23 protein-coding genes are annotated in these 17,788 nt (G+C 66.0%); 17 read left to right on the forward strand and 6 right to left on the reverse strand.

Features of this window, described 5'->3' with window-relative positions:
• Window positions 1-128: 128 nt before the first annotated feature.
• The 4 genes from ACXI0U_RS15910 to ACXI0U_RS15925 all read left to right on the forward strand — a co-directional run bounded on the left by ACXI0U_RS15910 (window position 129) and on the right by ACXI0U_RS15925 (window position 2,736).
• Window positions 129-659 (forward strand): DUF3455 domain-containing protein, encoded by a 531-nt coding sequence (locus ACXI0U_RS15910; RefSeq protein WP_236233053.1) that lies wholly within the window; start codon window positions 129-131, stop codon window positions 657-659.
• An 89-nt stretch (window positions 660-748) separates the two neighbouring features.
• The gene (locus tag ACXI0U_RS15915) at window positions 749-1,297 is read left to right on the forward strand and encodes a sigma-70 family RNA polymerase sigma factor (protein WP_479550552.1); all 549 of its coding nucleotides are present in this window, start codon (window positions 749-751) and stop codon (window positions 1,295-1,297) included.
• The gene (locus ACXI0U_RS15920) at window positions 1,294-2,016 is read left to right on the forward strand and encodes an anti-sigma factor (protein WP_479550553.1); all 723 of its coding nucleotides are present in this window, start codon (window positions 1,294-1,296) and stop codon (window positions 2,014-2,016) included. The genes ACXI0U_RS15915 and ACXI0U_RS15920 overlap by 4 nt, the downstream gene beginning before the upstream one ends.
• 87 nt (window positions 2,017-2,103) lie before the next feature.
• Entirely contained in the window at window positions 2,104-2,736 is a 633-nt protein-coding gene (locus tag ACXI0U_RS15925; protein ID WP_479550554.1) for a hypothetical protein, read from the forward strand.
• A 14-nt stretch (window positions 2,737-2,750) separates the two neighbouring features.
• On the opposite strand, the gene ACXI0U_RS15930 is transcribed toward ACXI0U_RS15925, so the two are convergent.
• A complete protein-coding gene (locus tag ACXI0U_RS15930; RefSeq protein WP_479550555.1) occupies window positions 2,751-3,128 on the reverse strand; it encodes a VOC family protein in 378 nt (125 codons plus the stop codon).
• Window positions 3,129-3,146: 18 nt separating this feature from the next.
• Window positions 3,147-3,899 (reverse strand): hypothetical protein, encoded by a 753-nt coding sequence (locus ACXI0U_RS15935; RefSeq protein WP_479550556.1) that lies wholly within the window; start codon window positions 3,897-3,899, stop codon window positions 3,147-3,149.
• 134 nt (window positions 3,900-4,033) lie between these two features.
• On the opposite strand from ACXI0U_RS15935, the gene ACXI0U_RS15940 reads away from it, so the two are divergent.
• Together ACXI0U_RS15940 and ACXI0U_RS15945 are read left to right on the forward strand one after the other, a co-directional pair.
• Window positions 4,034-4,918, forward strand: coding sequence for a LysR substrate-binding domain-containing protein (locus tag ACXI0U_RS15940; RefSeq protein ID WP_043245140.1), 885 nt, complete (start codon window positions 4,034-4,036; stop codon window positions 4,916-4,918).
• A 186-nt stretch (window positions 4,919-5,104) separates the two neighbouring features.
• Window positions 5,105-5,941, forward strand: coding sequence for a bifunctional allantoicase/(S)-ureidoglycine aminohydrolase (locus ACXI0U_RS15945; protein ID WP_021222068.1), 837 nt, complete (start codon window positions 5,105-5,107; stop codon window positions 5,939-5,941).
• Window positions 5,942-6,070: 129 nt separating this feature from the next.
• Here the strand turns inward: ACXI0U_RS15945 and ACXI0U_RS15950 are convergent, their stop codons facing one another.
• The gene (locus ACXI0U_RS15950; protein WP_479550557.1) at window positions 6,071-6,850 is read right to left on the reverse strand and encodes an NAD(P)H-dependent oxidoreductase; all 780 of its coding nucleotides are present in this window, start codon (window positions 6,848-6,850) and stop codon (window positions 6,071-6,073) included.
• Window positions 6,851-6,934: 84 nt separating this feature from the next.
• On the opposite strand from ACXI0U_RS15950, the gene ACXI0U_RS15955 reads away from it, so the two are divergent.
• From ACXI0U_RS15955 to ACXI0U_RS15965, 3 genes are all read left to right on the forward strand, one after another.
• On the forward strand, window positions 6,935-7,828 hold the full coding sequence (locus tag ACXI0U_RS15955) for a LysR family transcriptional regulator (RefSeq protein ID WP_236204450.1): 894 nt from the start codon (window positions 6,935-6,937) through the stop codon (window positions 7,826-7,828).
• Between the two features lie 157 nt (window positions 7,829-7,985).
• On the forward strand, window positions 7,986-9,032 hold the full coding sequence (locus ACXI0U_RS15960) for a hypothetical protein (protein WP_374981786.1): 1,047 nt from the start codon (window positions 7,986-7,988) through the stop codon (window positions 9,030-9,032).
• A gap of 157 nt (window positions 9,033-9,189) precedes the next feature.
• Window positions 9,190-11,121, forward strand: coding sequence for an alkaline phosphatase D family protein (locus ACXI0U_RS15965; protein ID WP_479550558.1), 1,932 nt, complete (start codon window positions 9,190-9,192; stop codon window positions 11,119-11,121).
• 70 nt (window positions 11,122-11,191) lie between these two features.
• On the opposite strand, the gene ACXI0U_RS15970 is transcribed toward ACXI0U_RS15965, so the two are convergent.
• Window positions 11,192-12,034 (reverse strand): CAP domain-containing protein, encoded by an 843-nt coding sequence (locus ACXI0U_RS15970; RefSeq protein ID WP_148304329.1) that lies wholly within the window; start codon window positions 12,032-12,034, stop codon window positions 11,192-11,194.
• Window positions 12,035-12,274: 240 nt separating this feature from the next.
• On the opposite strand from ACXI0U_RS15970, the gene ACXI0U_RS15975 reads away from it, so the two are divergent.
• The 3 genes from ACXI0U_RS15975 (at window position 12,275) to ACXI0U_RS15985 (ending at window position 13,584) form a co-directional block, all read left to right on the forward strand.
• Entirely contained in the window at window positions 12,275-12,676 is a 402-nt protein-coding gene (locus ACXI0U_RS15975; protein WP_021222074.1) for a hypothetical protein, read from the forward strand.
• 94 nt (window positions 12,677-12,770) lie between these two features.
• Window positions 12,771-13,169, forward strand: coding sequence for a hypothetical protein (locus ACXI0U_RS15980; protein ID WP_043245128.1), 399 nt, complete (start codon window positions 12,771-12,773; stop codon window positions 13,167-13,169).
• A gap of 16 nt (window positions 13,170-13,185) precedes the next feature.
• Complete coding sequence (locus tag ACXI0U_RS15985) at window positions 13,186-13,584, forward strand: hypothetical protein (protein ID WP_043245125.1); 399 nt, start codon at window positions 13,186-13,188, stop codon at window positions 13,582-13,584.
• Window position 13,585: 1 nt separating this feature from the next.
• On the opposite strand, the gene ACXI0U_RS15990 is transcribed toward ACXI0U_RS15985, so the two are convergent.
• Window positions 13,586-13,930, reverse strand: coding sequence for a hypothetical protein (locus tag ACXI0U_RS15990; RefSeq protein ID WP_021222075.1), 345 nt, complete (start codon window positions 13,928-13,930; stop codon window positions 13,586-13,588).
• 70 nt (window positions 13,931-14,000) lie between these two features.
• Window positions 14,001-14,417, reverse strand: coding sequence for a group II truncated hemoglobin (locus tag ACXI0U_RS15995; protein WP_043245121.1), 417 nt, complete (start codon window positions 14,415-14,417; stop codon window positions 14,001-14,003).
• Window positions 14,418-14,630: 213 nt separating this feature from the next.
• On the opposite strand from ACXI0U_RS15995, the gene ACXI0U_RS16000 reads away from it, so the two are divergent.
• The 5 genes from ACXI0U_RS16000 (at window position 14,631) to ACXI0U_RS16020 (ending at window position 17,694) form a co-directional block, all read left to right on the forward strand.
• Window positions 14,631-15,047: a MerR family transcriptional regulator gene (locus tag ACXI0U_RS16000; protein WP_043245119.1), complete on the forward strand. Its 417-nt coding sequence runs from the start codon at window positions 14,631-14,633 to the stop codon at window positions 15,045-15,047.
• A gap of 58 nt (window positions 15,048-15,105) precedes the next feature.
• Window positions 15,106-15,687: an NAD(P)H-dependent oxidoreductase gene (locus ACXI0U_RS16005; RefSeq protein ID WP_043245116.1), complete on the forward strand. Its 582-nt coding sequence runs from the start codon at window positions 15,106-15,108 to the stop codon at window positions 15,685-15,687.
• A gap of 115 nt (window positions 15,688-15,802) precedes the next feature.
• A complete protein-coding gene (locus ACXI0U_RS16010; protein WP_374981790.1) occupies window positions 15,803-16,591 on the forward strand; it encodes an SDR family NAD(P)-dependent oxidoreductase in 789 nt (262 codons plus the stop codon).
• 172 nt (window positions 16,592-16,763) lie between these two features.
• Window positions 16,764-17,465, forward strand: coding sequence for a YebC/PmpR family DNA-binding transcriptional regulator (locus ACXI0U_RS16015; protein WP_021222080.1), 702 nt, complete (start codon window positions 16,764-16,766; stop codon window positions 17,463-17,465).
• Window positions 17,466-17,469: 4 nt separating this feature from the next.
• On the forward strand, window positions 17,470-17,694 hold the full coding sequence (locus ACXI0U_RS16020) for a hypothetical protein (protein ID WP_021222081.1): 225 nt from the start codon (window positions 17,470-17,472) through the stop codon (window positions 17,692-17,694).
• The last annotated feature ends 94 nt before the right edge of the window (window positions 17,695-17,788 follow it).

The raw sequence follows: 17,788 nt of genomic DNA on the forward strand, positions 1-17,788 counted from the left end.
CACTGGGGTGAACGCCCCCCTCCGTTCGAAAAAAATTGTCGAGTCCTGCATCCATAACGATGCCTGGCGGGTAGTACAGATGGGCAGCCCGAATCTGCCTCTTCGATTACCTATCAGGAGATCGCCCCATGAACGTAAAACCTGCCAGTGGCCTGCTCAGCGGCCTCGTCCTGTGCCTCGCCCTGCAAAGCCTCAATGCCCAGGCGGCCGTGCCCGACGCCGTGAAGGTGCCCGATGGCCACAAGGTCGTGCTCGAAACCGTCGGCGTGGGCGAAATCACCTACGAATGCCGCGACAAGGCAGGTGCGCCAGGCCAGACCGAGTGGTTCTTCGTCGGCCCCAAGGCCGTGCTCAATGACCGGGCCGGGAAGCCGGTAGGGGACTACTTCGGGCCGCCTGCCACCTGGCAGGCCCGTGACGGGTCGAAGATCACCGGCACGCAGGTGGCCGTCGCGCCGGCCGGCACGGGCGATATCCCGTACCAGTTGGTCAAGGCCAACCCCGCCGAGGGCAAGGGCGCCATGAGCGGCGTCAGCTTCGTGCAGCGCCTGGCGACCCGGGGTGGCGTCGCGCCCAGCGATACCTGCGCCGCCGAGAACAAGGGGCAGCGGCAGGTCGTCAAGTACCAGGCCGACTACCTATTCTGGGGGGCCAACTGAGCTCGCCCGGGCAGGCGCGAGGCGAGCCGTCGGCTACGCTCAACGACACACCCCGGCCAGACGGGCCGGGGCACCTCCGAGCGCAGAAAGTGGATCAGCCTGTCAGTGCCTTCGATTACCAAAGCCACCTCGACGCCTGCGCCCGAGGTGAGCGGCCGGCCTTGCGGGCGCTCTACGATCAGGAAGGTGCGCGTCTGCTCGGCGTGGCTCGCCGCATCGTGCGGGACGACGCCCTGGCCGAAGACATCGTGCACGATGCCTTCATCCGTATCTGGACGCGCGCTGCCAGCTTCGACCCGGCGCGTGGCTCCGCGCGCGGCTGGATCTACAGCATCACGCGGAACCTGGCGCTGAACCATATCCGCGATGGTGCCCGGGAGGCGCCCCTGGATGATGCAGGTGCGGCGGTGCTGCACGCGCAGGTGGCGGAGGTGGACGATAGCCTGGCGGCGCACGGTTCAGCCAGAATTCATCAATGCCTGGAGCAGCTGGAGCCGGCGCGGCGGCGCTGCATCCTGCATGCCTATGTCGACGGCTGCACGCATGCCGAAATCGCCACCCTGCTCGGCGCGCCCTTGGGCACGGTCAAGGCGTGGATCAAGCGCAGCCTGGCGTCGCTGCGGGAGTGCATGGGATGAACACCGAGCACAACGGCACCGGCCCCGAAGACCTGGACACCCTCGCCGGGGAATACGTACTGGGCAGCCTGCCGGCCAGCCAATGGCATGCCGTGCATGAGCGCCTCAAGCACGACGCCGATCTGCGTTCGGCCGTGACGGCCTGGGAAAACCGTCTGCTGGAGCTGACCGCGATCGTCGAGCCGAAAACCCCCAGCCCACGCCTGTGGAGCCGGGTATCCCGCACCCTGGACGCGCAACTCGATGGCGACGCCAAGGCACCGCGGCAGGTGGCCGTACCCTGGCACCGGCGCTTGGGCGTATGGCGGGGCCTGGCGGGCGCCGGGCTGGCCGCAAGCCTGGTGCTGGCGACGATGCTGCTGACCACCAGCGCACCGCGCATCACCTACATGGTGGTGTTGGTGGCCCCCACCGACCAGACCCCCGGCTGGGTGGTGCAGGCCAGCGACAGCCGCAGGGTCCAGCTGATCCCCCTCGGGCATGGCGAGGTTCCGGGCGACAAAGTGCTGCAGTTCTGGACCAAGGCGGAGGGCTGGCAAGCGCCGGTATCCCTTGGCTTGGTCAAGCCTGGCGCGCAACTCAGCGTCCCCCTCGATCAGCTGCCGCCGCTGGAGCCAAGCCAGTTGTTCGAGCTGACCCTGGAAAACCCGGGTGGCTCCACCACGGGCCGGCCGATGGGGCCCGTTCAATTCATTGGCCGGGCGGTGAAGGTCATCTAGCAGATTCAACCCTCTGTAAAATGAGCAGCTCACGACCCGGGCGACCGCCTCGAAAAGTCCAATACCCACAGTCAAAGTGAACAACGAGTGCTGAACCTGGAGAAGATCATCGGAAGAGGTACCTGGCGATACGTGGGTCAACGCGTGCAGGGCCTGCAAATCCAGGCCATCCCCGTCGCGGGCAAGTCCATTGAACTCATCGCGAAGAAACTGGGTGGTACCGCCTACCAGATAGGCCGTATCCATACCGAGAATGCCTTCGTGGTGAAGAAAGGGGTCCTGTCACTGCTGTACGTGAGGCCGGACTACAGGGGATACCGCCGCACAGCCGGCCTGGTTTTCGCTCCCTGCTCCTGGAAGGTCGACTACGACCATGCGCTGAGCAGGAACCTCGCTGGCCAGCTGGGTTACGCCTACGTGCTGATGCTGCGGGTTGTGCCAAGAATCAACCGCTCGCACGGCCACCTCGAACGAAACCTGAAGGAGAGTGAGGACGTACCGGACATCTGCTTCGCCGATGAACGAATCCGAGGCAAATGGATAGGTCGCTCCGCGAGCAGGCTGCTGACGCCTCCTGGCGCCTTCTCGGCAAATCAGACGACCCCATACGGGCTGACGTTGCGGCAAGCCGGCCAATGGGGCTTCGCGATGGGGGTGGAGGATGACGACAGGGACATTCCCGGCCTCAAGCCGATTACCGACCTGGGCCCCCGCACGTGACGTAACGGCGCGGCTTAGTGAGAGCCGCGAATACAGCCCCGCTGCCGCAACCCGATGCAATTGCCCCAGGGGTCGCGCACCTGGCAGATGCGGTCGCCGTCCTCCAGCGCCAGCGGCCCTCGATACAACGAGGCGCCGAGCTGCAAGAGGCGCAGCACTTCGGCATCCAGATCATCCACCGCCCAATAGACGACGGTGCCCGCCGCGCCGCTGGCGACCTTGTCGTCGGCGTTGACGATCTCCAGCACCACGCCGCCCATCTCCAGGTGTCCGTAGTCATCCGTCGGTGACAGCACACGCTTCGCCTCGGGAAAGGCGCGCTGATACCACTCGGTGGCTGCACGCCAGTCGCCGACGTGCAGGAGGATCGAGAGGATGCGGGGCTCGGGCATGGGTCAGGTCCGATACTTTCAAGCACCCCAGCGCTTGGTCATGTTCTTCTTCCACGGCATGTAGCGGACCTCGACGGTGTAGTTGGGTCCCGCCTCCGGCGACGGATAGAAGGGCATGTCGTGAGGCTTGAGCGCTGCGCAGCGTTGTTCTAGGCGCTGGCGGAGCGCTTCATCGGGATGGAATGCGTAGGGTTGGTTTGGGTGGGGCCCCAGCGTGACTCGGCACGTCTGCCGCTGGCCTTCCACATCCGGGGTGATGAGAAAGAACGCTCGCCCGACGGAGTCGATCGCCTCCTCCTTGAACACCGCGTGCCACAGGTAGTTGTCCTGCGCGAAACGCTCGGTGTAGCGCATTTGTGCTTTGAGCTGATCGAGTGAAACGGTCCGGAAGAACATGGGGGCATGGATGGTGGCCGGCCCATCGTCAGGACGTATCGAGAGGGGAGTCGGAGGCAAGATCACATCCCAGCACATCGCAGACAGCTGCTTTGCCAGCCTGGGGTTGAAAGGAGGCGATTCCGCTCTCGGCTTCGAAAGTGGCCTGGCTTGGCAACTGACGAGTCCACCACGCGATTCAACAAGCAGCACCAACTGGACACTCCCCACCGGCATCCCGTCTGCAGCAGCCAACCCGAGCTTGCGCAGGCTTTCCTGCATCTGCCAGACGTAGCGCTGCTCCTCGGTTTCAAAAAGTGGGGGCGTGCCTGGAGCGGGACTCTGGCAGGCCGACAGGCAGCACAGGGCAATGAGGGCAAGCACCGCTTTACGCATGGGAACCATCCTTGAATTCCAGAGAGTGCGCGAGCCTAGATAGCGCCGAGGGGTGGCGTCAATCCGAACGATATTGCCCCCTCCTCCCCTTGCTGCTAAAAGCCCTCATCCCCATTCGAAAGATGAATACCCCCATGGACCACAGTGACCGATCGAATAGCCGCGTGTTCGAGCTCGACCTGCTCCGCGCCATGGTTGCGGTGGCCGATTGCGGCAGCTTCACCACGGCGGCCAGCCGGCTGAACTCCACCCAGTCCACCGTCAGCCAGAAGATCCGCCGCCTGGAAGAGATGGCCGGGCACCGCCTGCTGGAACGTGGCAACCGCGACGTGCTGCCCACCGACGCCGGCGAGACGCTGCTCGGCTATGCGCGGCGCATGCTGGCGCTGAACGACGAGCTGCAGGAGGCGCTATCCGGGGCGACGGTGGCGCTGACGGTGCGCATCGGTGTGCCGGACGACTTCGCCACCGGGCGCACCACCGAGCAGCTGGCGGCGTTCAACCGCCATTACCCCCAGGTGAAGCTGGAGGTCACCAGCGGGCTGAGCCGCGACCTCTCCGCCAGCTACGACCGCGGCGAGCTGGACCTGGTGCTGCTCAAGCAGCGACAGAACGCCCGCGAGGCGCTGGCCTGCTGGCCGGAGAAGACGCGCTGGGTAGACAGCGCGAAGAACCCCTGCATCGACCTCGACCCGCTGCCCATCGTCACCTTCCCGCCGCGCGGGGTGTACCGCGACGAGATGATCGCGGCACTGGAGGCGGTGGGCCGGCGCTGGCACATCAGCTTCACCAGTTCGAGTCTATCGGGCATCCAGTCGGCCATCGCCGATGGCATGGGCATTGGCCTGCTGCCGCAGCGGGCGGTGACGGCGGACCACGCCGTGCTGGCGAAGAAAGCTGGGCTACCCTCGGTGGATGCCTTCGAAGTGGCGCTGCTGCACCGCCCGGCGGCGGACCCGATGGTGAAGGAACTGGCCCAAGTACTTTCACGGGTTCTGGCGCAGGATACGAAAGGCTGACGGACATCCGCCCACATTCGAAAACCGAATACAGCGGATTCCAACATTTAATTTGTGCATGGTCATACCGCTGGATATCGTGCTCTCCAGCGACGGCCAGCGCTCCAACGGGCGCGCCGCTCCGCACCATTGCTCACCACGGCGCCGCACGCGCCGGGCAGCAAGACAACAATGAGGAAATACCCCATGGCCAAATCCACCTATTACGCGCCGCACGGCGGGCACCCGGCACAGACCGAGCTGCTCACCGACCGCGCCATGTTCACCGAAGCCTATGCCGTGATCCCCAAGGGCGTGATGCGTGACATCGTCACCAGCCACCTGCCCTTCTGGGACAACATGCGCATGTGGGTCATCGCCCGCCCGCTGTCCGGCTTCGCCGAGACCTTCTCCCAGTACATCGTCGAGCTGGCCCCCCAGGGCGGCAGCGACAAGCCCGAGCAGGACCCCAACGCCGAAGCGGTGCTGTTCATCGTCGAAGGCGAGCTGACCCTGACCCTGCAAGGCCAGGTGCACAGCATGCAACCGGGCGGCTATGCCTTCATTCCGCCGGGCGCCGACTACAAGGTGCGCAACACCAGCGGCCAGCACACCCGCTTCCACTGGATCCGCAAGCACTACCAGAAGGTCGACGGCGTACCGCTGCCGGACGCCTTCGTCACCAACGAGCAGGACATCGAGCCGCGCGTGATGCCGGACACCGAAGGCCGTTGGAGCACCACCCGCTTCGTCGACATGGCCGACATGCGCCATGACATGCACGTGAACATCGTCAACTTCGAGCCGGGCGGCGTGATCCCCTTCGCCGAAACCCACGTGATGGAGCACGGCCTGTACGTGCTGGAAGGCAAGGCCGTTTACCGCCTGAACCAGGACTGGGTCGAGGTGGAAGCCGGTGACTTCATGTGGCTGCGCGCCTTCTGCCCGCAGGCCTGCTACTCCGGTGGCCCGGGTCGCTTCCGCTACCTGCTGTACAAGGATGTGAACCGCCACATGCGCCTGACTCTGAACCAGGCCCATTGATCCAAACGACGGGAGCCCAGCGCTCCCGTCGTCGTTTCTGCCCTCCGTATTTCTGTGGGAGCGAATTCATTCGCGAAGGGCCGGCATGGCGTCCACCGTTGCTGCCGATCCAACCTCGCCCCACCTGGCCTACCGCTTCACATGCGCCGCGAACCCCACCTCCCCCGGCGCCACCTCGGGCTTGAGGGTCAACGCGGGAATCTCGTAATCCCCTGCATTCTGCTGACGATAAGCGATGGGCTCGGTGCTCCACAGCCTGTCCAGGCGCTGCCCCAGTTCCTGCTGGATGCTGGCGAAGCGGCCCGCGTCGACCCGGCTGGTGCGGTGCACCACGAAGGGCGGCAGCACATCGAAGCCGGGGTAATGCAGGATGCCGTGCTGGATGGGGAACAGCAGGTCGTCCATCGGGCCGTTGATGCCGCGCTCGCTGTAGTGGGAGTCCCAGCCGCCGGTGGTCACCAGCAGCATCGCCCGCTTGCCCGCCATCGAACCTTCGCCGTAGCGGTTGCCCCAGCACACATCCGAATGCTCGCCCACGCCATAGGCGAAGCCGTAGGCATACACGCGGTCGACCCAGCCCTTGAGGATCGCCGGCATCGAGAACCACCAGAGCGGGAACTGCAGGATCAGCGCATCCGCCCAGCGCAGCTTGTCCTGCTCGGCGGCGATGTCCGCGCTCTGCCGGCCACTGGCGAAGGCGCGCCTGGAATCCTGCGAGGCATCGAAGCGCGCCTCGGGGTCGCGGTCCAGGCTGTCGCCGGCATCGATGGGCGCCTTCCAGCCCATGGCGTACAGGTCGGACACCTGCACCGCATGGCCGGCAGCCTCGAGGCGCTGCACGGTGAAATCCTTCAGCGCGCCGTTCAGCGAGCGGGGTTCGGGGTGGGCGAAAACGATCAGGACATTCATGGCAAACCTCCATAACGGGATGAGCGCAGGATGGTGGCCCGCCAGGTATATTGGAAATGAATAACCCATATTCCAGGTATGTGAATGAATAATCTCAGGCGTCTGGACCTCAACCTGCTGGTGACCCTCGACGTGCTGCTCGCCGAGCACAACGTCACCCGCGCCGCCGAGCGCCTGAACTTTTCCCAGCCCTCGGTGAGCGTGCACCTGGCCAAGCTACGGGAGATCTTCGACGACCCGCTGCTGCTACCCGGCCCGCGCGGCATGCGCCCCACCGCCCGCGCCGAGGAGCTGCGCGAGCCCCTGCGCCAGGCCCTGGAAGCCCTGGAGCGCGCCGTGGCCCCGGCCAGCCCCTTCGACCCGGCCCAGGCGCGGGACACCTGGCGCGTCGCCGCCACCGACTACGGCGAATCGGCCATCCTCCTGCCCGCCCTTGCCGGCTTGCGCGCCGCCGCACCGGGCACCCGCATCGCCGTGGTCGAGATGGTGCCCTCGCGCATCGCCAAGCAGGCGGAGCTGGGCGATATCGACCTGGCCTTCCACACCGCCGAAGGCTCACCCCTCAACCTGCGCCGCCGCACCCTGTTTGCCGAGCGCTACGTGCTCGCCGGCCGCGCCGGCCACCCGCGCCTGAAGCGACGCCCGACGCTGAAGCAGTTCTGCACCCTCGACCAGGTGATCGTCTCCCCCGATGGCGGCGGCTTCTCCGGCGTCACCGACGCAGCGCTCGCCGAGCACGGCCTGGAACGCCGCGTGGTGCTCTCGGTGCCGCACTTCCTGTTCCTGCGCTCGGTATTGGAAAGCACCGACCTGGTGGCCATGCTCCCCGAACGCCTGGTGGGCAACAGCGGCACCCTGCAGGTGGTCGACGCCCCGCTGGAAGTCCCCGGCTACGAGATGGCCATGCTCTGGCACGAACGCTCCCACCGCGACCCCGCACACCAGTGGCTGCGCGAGCAGATCGTCAAGGCGGTTTGAACAAGGGGTGGCTCCCGTGGGGCATGTAGGTCGGGTGCAACCCGACATCTGCGGCGCATGACCTCGCGGGTTTCACCCGCCCTACGGACTGGGATGACAGTGCCGGAACAGCTCCGTACCATGCCGGGCACCCCATTCCCCAGCTCAAGGAAGATTCATGGAAAAGTGGAGCGATCGCCCTGCATCGGATGATCACCTGGAGACGCTTATAGAAAGGGCTTATGTGATTCTCAAGCCCATCGCGCCCCAACTCGCCAAGTTCGCGCCGCCGGTGATCGGCTTCTCGCTCTTCCTGCTCTACTTCCATGCCAACCACTTCTATCCCAGCTTCGACCTGTTGCAGTTTTCATCCCTGCTGCTCAGTGCCAGCGGCGTTGGCTTTGCGGTCATCGGTCTTGTCTTTCTAGCACTGTTGCTACCCGGTCTTTGGATATTTCATGGCTTCATGAACGTATCTGGCATACGCAAGGGACTTCTTGAGTGGCTTCCGAAAGATACGCCCGACTCAAGTATCTTCTGGATGCTAGGGCTGATCTTCCTAGCGCCTTTTTGCCTGACTTCGCTTCTGCTCTCGTTTGTTCTGGCGAACTTTACGAGCATGTATCTGGTCAGTTTCACGGGCGGAAGCTTGCTGATCACGCTGCTGTGCGGGATCACCATCCAACTAAAATTCAAGCTGCCGAAGTTTGCGTTCTTCCGCTTTGCTTTCCACGCTTGGGTCCCCGTAATGGCAGTCAATGGACTGGCGATGTCATTGATGGTCGACAGCATGGGTTTAATAAACAAACTCGACGGGGATGCTCTCAAGCTTCTGGCTATCTGTTTAATCCCTCTGGCGTGCTGTTTCGTAGCGGCTGTCACGTCCGCAATGAGCATTGGCGGGACCAAATACGCAGCCCCATTCGCCTTATTCTTCGCTCTGCTTATTTCCTCTCTCAGCGGCGTCCTCTCTGGCCTCCCCGACCGTGTCATGCAGCAACTCGGCCTGGGCAACTTCCAGGCCCAGACCGTGCTGTTCAAACCGGATTACTGCAAAGGCGAGATGCCCGCCTGGCTGGGGTTGGGAACGAGTTGCAGCCTGAAGGACGTGCATGTGATCTGGGGCTTGGGCGAGACCTACAGCTTCCTCATCGAACAGGACGGCAAGCAGCGCCAGGTGCAGGTCCCATCAAAGGAAATCAAAGCCATCGTGCGTGAGCGCTGATACGGGCCTCTGTAGGGGCGAATTCATTCGCGATGGGCATAACCGGCAGAACTGAACCCTGTCACGCCCGCTAACAGAACAGTCGCCCTTGCTGTTCAGCCGCCCTAGCCAGTCGCGTTATTCTTCCGCGCTTGTCCGTCCGCTACCCTTCGCCCCGATGCTCGCACCCCAGCTCGCCACGCCCGATCACCTTCCACCCGTTCTCGCCGGCCCGATGCTGCGGCGGCTGGAGGCGCAGCGCGTGGTGCTGTGGCTGGTGGCCAGCCGCGAGCTGGCGCTGAGTCTGCGGCTGAGCATCGAGGGTGAAACCCGCGATCACCGCCTCGATGGCGAGGCCTGCCAGGTGGTGCAGCTGGGGCGGCATGCCTTCCTGCACCTGATCGACCTGCGCCTGGATGCGCCCCTGCCCTGCGACCGGCAGATCGACTACGACCTGCGTTTCGACGACCAGGGCATCGCCCAGTGGGCGCCGCACCTGCTCTATGGCGAGGCGCAGCAGCCGGGCTTCGTGCTGCGCTCGCGCATCGACCAGTTGCTCCATGGCTCCTGCCGCAAGCCCCATCACCCGGCGGCGGAGGGCCTGCTCTGCGCGGACCGCCTGCTGGCCGCGCAACCCGCGCCGGAACAGCGCCCGGCGCTGCTGATGCTCAGTGGCGACCAGGTCTACGCCGACGATGTGGCCGGGCCGATGCTGCGCGCCATCCACCAGTTGATCGCCCGTCTCGGGCTGTTCGACGAGCGCCTGGACGGCGCCGTGGTCGATGACAGCCAGGCCCTCTACCGCCACCCGGCCAGCTACTACCGGCGCGCCGACCTGCTGCCGGCGCTGGAGAGCAACGAGACCCTGCGCGAGCGCTTCTTCGGGGGTTCGAAGAAACCCATCTTCACCAGCAGCAACGCCGACAACCACCTGGTGACCCTGGCCGAGGTGCTGGCCATGTACCTGCTGGTGTGGTCACCGGTGCCCTGGACGCTGCTGGAAACGGAGATGCCGTCGCTGCCGGCGGACAAGGTCGAGCGCTACCAGCTGGAGCGCCAGCGCCTGGAAGCCTTCCGCGAGGGCCTGCCGGGCGCGGCGCGGGTATTGGCCCACCTGCCGACGCTGATGATTTTCGATGACCACGACATCACCGACGACTGGAACCTCTCCGCCCAGTGGGAGCAGACCGCCTACGGCCATCCCTTCTCCAAGCGCATCATCGGCAACGCCCTGCTCGCCTACCTGCTCTGCCAGGGCTGGGGCAACGACCCGGACGCCTTCGCCGAGGTGCTGCCGAAGATCCAGGCGCTCACGACCGGCGCGCAAACGGACGGCCACCTCGCCAGCCCGGCGCTGGACGACCTGATCGACGAACTGCTGGCCTTCAACCACTGGCAATACACGCTGCCCACCACGCCGGCGCTGGTGGTGCTGGACACCCGCACGCGCCGCTGGCGCAGTGAAATGAACCTCAAGCGGCCCTCAGGCCTGCTGGACTGGGAAGCGCTGAGCGAGTTGCAGCAGGAGTTGCTCGACCATCCGTCGGCCATCATCGTCTCGCCCGCGCCGGTGTTCGGCGTGAAGCTGATCGAAACGGTGCAGAAGGTCTTCAGCTGGTTCGGCCACCCGTTGCTGGTGGACGCGGAGAACTGGATGGCCCATCGGGGCGCGGCCCAGGTGATCCTCAACATCTTCCGCCACTCGCGCACGCCGGGCAGCTACGTGATCCTCTCGGGGGACGTGCACTACTCCTTCGTCTACGAGGTGCTGATCCGCCATCGCAAGCAGGGCCCGCGCATCTGGCAGATCACCAGCAGCGGCGTGAAGAACGAATTCCCCCGGCGCCTGCTGGACGTCTTCGACCGCCTCAACCGCTGGCTCTATTCGCCCCACTCGCCGCTCAACTGGTTCACCAAGCGTCGGCGCATGCAGGTGGTGCCGCGCACCCCGGCCCACAGCAAGGCGGGCGAACGCCTGTGGAATTCGGCCGGCCTCGGCCAGGTGTTCTTCGATGCGCAGGGCCGCCCGGCGCGCATCTTCCAGCTCAACGCCGACGGCAGCGACGCCACCGAGTTTCTCGAGGAGCGCGACGGCCCGGGCCGCACCTGATCGCCTGTAGCCCGGGCTTCAGCCCGGGGAACCGATGGCGGCCCTCAGGCAGGCCCCCGGGTCGACCTCATCACTGCGTCCCGAACATCGCCGTCCAATAGATGCCGGCATCGCTCTTCGGGTCCACCGCGTAGCCGGCGCCCAACTCGCGGTACTGCGGGTTCATCAGGTTGGCGCAATGGCCGGGGCTGGCGAGCCATCCGTCGAGCACCTTGCGCGCGCTGTCCTGGCCGGCGGCAATGTTCTCGCCGATCTGCTGGCCGACATAGCCCGCCAGCTCGGCGCGGTCGCCCGGGGTGCGGCCGTCACGGCCCTTGTGGTCGAAGTAGTTCTGGTTGGCCATGGAGCGTGCATGGCCTTCGGCGGCAGTGCCCAGGGTGGCGTTCCAGGCCAGCGGCGTGGTGGCGGCGAAGGCTTGCCCGCCGCATTGGCGGGGCTGGGCGCGCACGGCGTTGATCTGCTCCAGCAGCGTCTGCCCTTCCTTCTCCCATTTGCCTAGGGCGGCGGCCAGCAGCGGCCGGGCGAGGACGATGCGCCAGTCGCGGTCCTCGCGGCTCACGCCGACATCGACGAACTGTGGGTCCAGCAGCACATGGCAGAAGCTTTCCTGCAGCGCGCCCATGGCGGACTTGGCATCACGGGGGCCGGACAGGCTGATGGCCTGCACATTGACCATGGGGTAGGACGACTGCGCCAGCGCCTGCTGCAGGTCGCCGATGCTGCTGGCCGAGAGCACCAGGCGCGGGTCCGCGGCCAGCGGCGGCAGCTCCAGGGACGCCTCGCCGGCGCAGCTCTGCACCGAGCTGCGGTACAGGTTGATCGATTCGACCAGCTGCGATTCCTCGCTGGCCATGGCGCCAGCCGCCAGTGCCATTCCCAGCGTCAACGCCGCAAGCCGCGACACGCGATGCATACCCCCCATGGAAACCTCCCTTAGCTGATAGCGCTCATGATGCGCGATTCCAATCCGTCCAGCGCAATGCGATATCACCCCTGGCGCGGCCCAGCCTGCTTGATCCACAGGCACGGGCGCAAGGCCCGGCGGGCCCGATCATGGGATTTGGACAGCCGAAGCGGGAAAATGTGCAGCACGGGGCCATCAGGCACTGGTCGGCCCTACGCAAGCGCGCCGGGCTGCCGCTATGATCGATGCATGACGGCCACCCTCCCCCTGCGCAACCCCTGCCCGCCCGGCACCTGCATCTGCGAGCGCGACCAGCTGCTGGACGCGCCCGGCGCCGACCTGCGCATCCTGCGCCTGACGCGCCAGGAAGAGCTGCGCCTGCTCGAGCGGTTGGAGAACATCAGCAGCCTCGACGACCTCGGGCGCATGCAGCAGAAGATGTTCGAGCAACTCGGCATCCGCCTGGCCATCGCACCCGGCTTCAACGAGGTGCGCAGCGGGCGCGGCATCGAGATCGACATCGCCGAGCAGGCCGGCCTCTGCCGCAAGACCCGCCAGTCCATCCCCAGCGCCATCCGCCGTGGTCTGGAGAAACACCCGGAAATCCTCTACGCCCTGCTCAACGCCCACGACCTGTTGCGGGATGCTTGAGGCGCATTGCGAGCGCTGATCGGCCCTGCCAAGATTGCCCGCCGCTTTTTGCGCAAACAGGGCGACGGACGCCCCGACCCGACAAGGATGTGAAGTGCGCTACCCGCTGACGCCCTACGTACTGAGCTTTGCCGCCTGCGCCTGTGCCCTGATCCTGCTGGGCATGGCCGGCGTGATAGGCATCGCCCGCAGAAACCCGCAATACAAGGCCCTATGGCTGTCCCTGTTCAGCGTCGGTACCGCCTATCTGGTGGCCATCGCGCTACTGGTGGTCAGCGGCCTGCTGCTGGAGGACATGGACCCGCGACTGGACCATCCCTTCGCATTCGCCTGCGCCACGCTCACCACCGTATTCGCGGCCGGTACGCTGCGCTGGCAAATCAGCCCACTCAAGGCCCTGCTGCACCTGTTGCCGAGCCTGTTGTCCTTCGCCATCGCTTACGTGCCGGCGCTGTTCATCTACGGCTGCTCTACCACGCCCGTCTGCCTCTGAATCACAAGGATGTGAAATGCGCTACCCATTATCGATGGACCTGCAGGTAACGGCTGCCGTGATGTGCGTCATCATTTTCCTGGCACTGATTTTCATGGTGTGGCAGTCACGCCGAGAACCGCAGCAGAAGGCAGTCTGGCTGTCCCTCTTCAGCATCGGCGTCGCCTACATAACGGCTCTCATACTGATGGTTATCAGCGGTCGCCTGATGGATGAGATGCCCGCCCAATGGGACCACCCCTACAAAATCTCCTGCGCCGTCCTGGCGCTGGTGTTCACGGTCGGGGCCCTTTTTCTGCGGGTGAAGCCGCTCAAGGCGCTGCTACACCTGCTGCCCAGCCTGATGGCATTCACCTTTGCCTACTTTCTGGCACTGCTCCCCTACAGCTGCGACACCATGCACATGTGCCTGTGAATCACGCCGGCACGAACGGCTCCACCGAAACCACCTGGTAGTCGTAGCGCTCGCCGCGTTCGTTGCGGATCAGCGCTTCGCCGGGCACGATGCGGCGGCCGTAGAGGTCGATCAGGGTGCGGGTGTCGTCCAGGGCGCCCCAGTCCATCAGCGCCTCGGTGTCGGAGTATTCCTCCAGCACGAAGGGGTAGCGCACGTACATCCGGTCTTCGTCGTCGTAGTCCTTCACGTAGCCGAAGGCTTCCACGGTTTTCTCGATGCTCATGTCGTCGGCCTGCAGGGCGACGATCACCAGGGTCTGTCTTTCGTCTTCAGCCCATTGGGCGACGATGCGTACGGGTTTCATGGGGACCTCGATAGGGAGTTGGCCGGAGCCGGCCCGGCAAGTATGGATGGCGGAGGATGACGGGCAAGCGTCAGCCGTGGCGGTTGCGGCTGGCCTGCACCACCCGCTCGGCGGGGATGCGCAACTGGGCCAGGAGGTAGTCGGCGAATTCGCTGGAGTAGCCCTGCAGCGCGATCGCCCGCTCCATGCACAGCAGCCAGGCGGCGCTGCGGGCTTCGTCGATCGGCCATTGGGCGTGGAAGGCGGGAATGGCGATGGAGCCGTATTTCTCGCTGAACAGACGCGGGCCGCCGAGCCAACCACTGAGGAAGCTGGCGAGCTTGTCCCGCGACAGCTCCAGGCTCTCCGGGTGCATACCGCGCAGGTCGCGGGCTTCCGGCAGTTCGTCCATCAGGCGATAGAAGTCGTCGACCAGGCGACGCAGGCCGTCGATCCCGCCAGCGGCCTGGTAGGAGGCATCACCGACGCCAAAGGATGGGGTGTTCAAGGCTCGAACTCCTCGAAAAAGGCGGCATTGTAGCGACCGCCCCCGCCACTGCCGAGCCCCGCCCCACGCGCCGCAAGGTCGCAGGCAAAGGCTGGGCGGGTGGGCGTAGGGTGGGCTTCAGCCCACCGTTTTCATCCCCGCATCAAACCGCCATTGAACGACTCGCGGCCAGCCATTACCGTCATCCCTCTCTCTCCCACAGGGACGCTCACCATGCACATCGGCGAACTCGCCAGCCGCACCGGCGCCAGCGCCAAGGCCATCCGCCTGTATGAAGAGCAGGGCCTGCTCGGCCCGGTGCCGCGCCAGGGCGTCTACCGCGTTTATGGCGAGCGCCACCTGCAGCAGGTGCTGCTGATCCGCCAGGCGCAATCGGTGGGTTTCCGCCTGGCCGAACTGCATCCGCTGCTGGCCGGTGGCGAAGAGCCCGACTGGCCCGAGCTGTACCAGCGCCTGCAGGACAAACGCGCCGCCCTGCGTGCGGAAATCCGCCGGCTGCAGCGCCTGGACGCGCAGCTGGGCCGTATCGGCGCAGAAATCCACGCCTGCATCGGCGGCCAGCCCCAGGCCGGCCAAGCCCTTTGCGCCACCGAACCCGCCCAGCGCGGCGCCCTGCTGCACGAGGCTTGACTCTGCCCCTAGGGGCAGACGCCAGACTGCCGCCTTTCCTTCAATGGGCAGGTGGCACATGGCAACGAAACGCGTCCTGGTGGTACTCGGGCATCCCTCGGGCGAGAGCTACTGCGCAGCACTGGCGCAGGGTTATGCACAGGCGGCTCAGGCGGCAGGTCACGAGGTGCGCACGCTGTGCCTGCACCAGCTGGATTTCGACCCCATCCTCCACGAGGGTTACCGGCGCATCCAGCCACTGGAGCCGGACCTGCTCCGCGCCCAGGAGCTGATCACCTGGGCCGAGCACCTGTGCTTCGTCTACCCCATCTGGTGGGGCGGTGTGCCAGCGCTGTTCAAGGGCTTTCTCGACCGCATCCTGCTGCCGGGCTTCGCCTTCGCCTACCGCAAGGGCAACCCCTTCCCGGCACAGCTGCTCAAGGGCCGCTCGGCGCACCAACTGGTCCCCCTCGACACGCCGCCCTGGTACTTCCGCTGGGTCTACCGCGCTCCCGGGCTGAACCAGATGGAGCGCACCACCCTGAAATTCTGCGGCATCAACCCGGTGCGCACGCTGCCGCTGGGGCCGATACGCGGCGCCAGCGAGGCACGCCTGGCCGGCTGGCTGGAGGATGCGCGCCAACTGGCGGGGCGGATCTGACCGGCAGCCGTGCCCGGCGCAAATCCTGGTATTCCCGGGCTGAAGCCCGGGCTACGGCGCGGAGCGAGGAAAGCGTCTATACCCAAGTACCGCTCCCTCAACCCACGGAGGCAACATGAACTTCAACCTGACCCACAAACGCGCCCTGGTCTCGGGCTCCACCAAGGGCATCGGCTTCGCCATCGCCGCCGGCCTGGCCCGCGAGGGTGCACGGGTGATCCTCAACGGCCGCAGCCAGGGTTCGGTGGACGAGGCCCTCGCCCGCCTGCGCGCCCAGCAGCCCGATGCCAAGGTCGAAGGCTTCGCCGGTGACCTGACCCGGCCCGAGGAGATCGCCCGGCTGGTGCAGCACCACCCGGAAGTGGACGTGCTGGTGAACAACCTGGGCATCTTCGATCCCAAGCCCTTCGACGAGATCCCCGACGAGGACTGGCAGCGCTTCTTCGACACCAACGTCATGTCCGGCGTGCGCCTGACCCGCGCCTACCTGGCCGGCATGAAGGCGCGCAACTGGGGCCGCGTGGTGTTCATCAGCAGCGAGAGCGGCGTGCAGATCCCGACGGAGATGATCCACTACGGCGTCACCAAGACCGCGCAACTGGGCCTCTCCCGCGGGCTGGCGGAAACCTGCGCCGGCACCGGGGTCACGGTCAACGCCGTGCTGCCGGGCCCGACCCACTCCGAAGGCGTGGGCGAGTTCGTCGACAAGCTCTCCGGCGGCCAGAGCTTCGAATCCTTCGAGAAGGAGTTCTTCACCAGCGCCCGCCCCACCTCGCTGCTCAAGCGCTTCGCCCGCCCGGAGGAAGTGGCCAACCTGGTGGTCTACGTCTGCTCCGAAGCCTCGTCGGCCACCAATGGCGCTGCCTTGCGGGTAGATGGCGGCGTCGTGCGCTCAGCCTTTTGAATGGAAAGTGCCTGCGCTCGGTGACTTTCCACGTGGTTTGGTTGCGGCGCCGGGGTGCGCCCCCACCAACCGGCGCCGCAACTGGCAGGCGCCCCCGACTGCCCGGTAGAATCGCCCACCTGTCATGAGCGGGCAGCGCCCCGCTCCCCGTGCAACCTGCGAGAGAAACGCCATGGGCGCCCAGTGGAAAGCCAAACCTAAAGAAGCCGCCGCCAACGCCCGAGGGAAGATCTTCGGCAAGCTGGTGAAGGAAATCATGATCGCCGCCCGTAACGGCGCCGACCCGGACATGAACCCCAAGCTGCGCCTTGCCGTGCACCAGGCCAAGAAGGCCTCGATGCCCAAGGACACCCTGGAGCGCGCCATCAAGAAAGGCGCCGGCCTCACCGGTGAAGTGGTCAACTACGAGCGCACCCTCTACGAAGGTTTCGCCCCGCACCGCGTGCCGGTGATCGTCGAGTGCCTGACCGACAACCTCAACCGCACTGTCGCCGAGATCCGCGTGCTGTTCCGCAAGGGCCAGCTGGGCACCTCCGGCTCGGTGTCCTGGGACTTCGACCACCTGGGCATGATCGAGGCCGAACCGGCCAGCGCCGATGCCGACCCGGAACTGGCTGCCATCGAAGCCGGCGCCCAGGACTTCGAAACCGGTGACGAAGGCGCCACCTTCTACACCGACCCCACCGACCTGGACGCCGTGTGCAAGGCACTGCCGGAGTTCGGCTTCACCGTGGCGTCGGCCAACCTGGGCTACAAGGCGAAGAACCCGGTCGCGCTGTCCGGTGCCGAGCTGGAAGAAGTCGAAGCCTTCCTCGACGCCCTCGACAACCACGACGACGTGCAGAACATCTACGTCGGCCTGCAGGCCAACTGACCCCGTGGGCCGCGAACGCTTCCACCAGGACAACGCCGAGCGCGCCCTCGCCGACGCGCTGCGCCTGCTGGACCAGCGCGCGGCCCTTGGCCCGCGCTGGCTGGCCTGGGTCGCCACCGAGCTGTACCAGCTCAAGCCGCCGGAATACGCCGCCATGGTCCGCCGCGAGCTGGAGCGCCTGAGCACCGCCCAGCGGCTGTTCGAAGAGCAGGCGCAGAGCGTTCACTGAACCCTCGGATTGACGCCCAGGCACAAGCCCGCCGCCCTCCCCTCATGCGGCAAGGGTCGCCAGCATGCATACCGCCCCGCAGGGCGGGTGCAAC

Source organism: Pseudomonas sp. C9D1 (assembly GCF_056491235.1).

Bases quoted from the DNA above. Each gene is read 5' to 3' on its own strand.
- ACXI0U_RS15910 (WP_236233053.1), top strand. From the start codon at position 129: ATGAACGTAAAACCTGCCAGTGGCCTGCTCAGCGGCCTCGTCCTGTGC.
- ACXI0U_RS15920 (WP_479550553.1), top strand. From the start codon at position 1,294: ATGAACACCGAGCACAACGGCACCGGCCCCGAAGACCTGGACACCCTC.
- ACXI0U_RS15930 (WP_479550555.1), bottom strand. From the start codon at position 3,128: ATGCCCGAGCCCCGCATCCTCTCGATCCTCCTGCACGTCGGCGACTGG.
- ACXI0U_RS15935 (WP_479550556.1), bottom strand. From the start codon at position 3,899: ATGCGTAAAGCGGTGCTTGCCCTCATTGCCCTGTGCTGCCTGTCGGCC.
- ACXI0U_RS15940 (WP_043245140.1), top strand. From the start codon at position 4,034: ATGGACCACAGTGACCGATCGAATAGCCGCGTGTTCGAGCTCGACCTG.
- ACXI0U_RS15945 (WP_021222068.1), top strand. From the start codon at position 5,105: ATGGCCAAATCCACCTATTACGCGCCGCACGGCGGGCACCCGGCACAG.
- ACXI0U_RS15950 (WP_479550557.1), bottom strand. From the start codon at position 6,850: ATGAATGTCCTGATCGTTTTCGCCCACCCCGAACCCCGCTCGCTGAAC.
- ACXI0U_RS15955 (WP_236204450.1), top strand. From the start codon at position 6,935: ATGAATAATCTCAGGCGTCTGGACCTCAACCTGCTGGTGACCCTCGAC.
- ACXI0U_RS15960 (WP_374981786.1), top strand. From the start codon at position 7,986: ATGGAAAAGTGGAGCGATCGCCCTGCATCGGATGATCACCTGGAGACG.
- ACXI0U_RS15965 (WP_479550558.1), top strand. From the start codon at position 9,190: ATGCTCGCACCCCAGCTCGCCACGCCCGATCACCTTCCACCCGTTCTC.
- ACXI0U_RS15970 (WP_148304329.1), bottom strand. From the start codon at position 12,034: ATGCATCGCGTGTCGCGGCTTGCGGCGTTGACGCTGGGAATGGCACTG.
- ACXI0U_RS15975 (WP_021222074.1), top strand. From the start codon at position 12,275: ATGACGGCCACCCTCCCCCTGCGCAACCCCTGCCCGCCCGGCACCTGC.
- ACXI0U_RS15985 (WP_043245125.1), top strand. From the start codon at position 13,186: ATGCGCTACCCATTATCGATGGACCTGCAGGTAACGGCTGCCGTGATG.
- ACXI0U_RS15990 (WP_021222075.1), bottom strand. From the start codon at position 13,930: ATGAAACCCGTACGCATCGTCGCCCAATGGGCTGAAGACGAAAGACAG.
- ACXI0U_RS16000 (WP_043245119.1), top strand. From the start codon at position 14,631: ATGCACATCGGCGAACTCGCCAGCCGCACCGGCGCCAGCGCCAAGGCC.
- ACXI0U_RS16005 (WP_043245116.1), top strand. From the start codon at position 15,106: ATGGCAACGAAACGCGTCCTGGTGGTACTCGGGCATCCCTCGGGCGAG.
- ACXI0U_RS16010 (WP_374981790.1), top strand. From the start codon at position 15,803: ATGAACTTCAACCTGACCCACAAACGCGCCCTGGTCTCGGGCTCCACC.
- ACXI0U_RS16015 (WP_021222080.1), top strand. From the start codon at position 16,764: ATGGGCGCCCAGTGGAAAGCCAAACCTAAAGAAGCCGCCGCCAACGCC.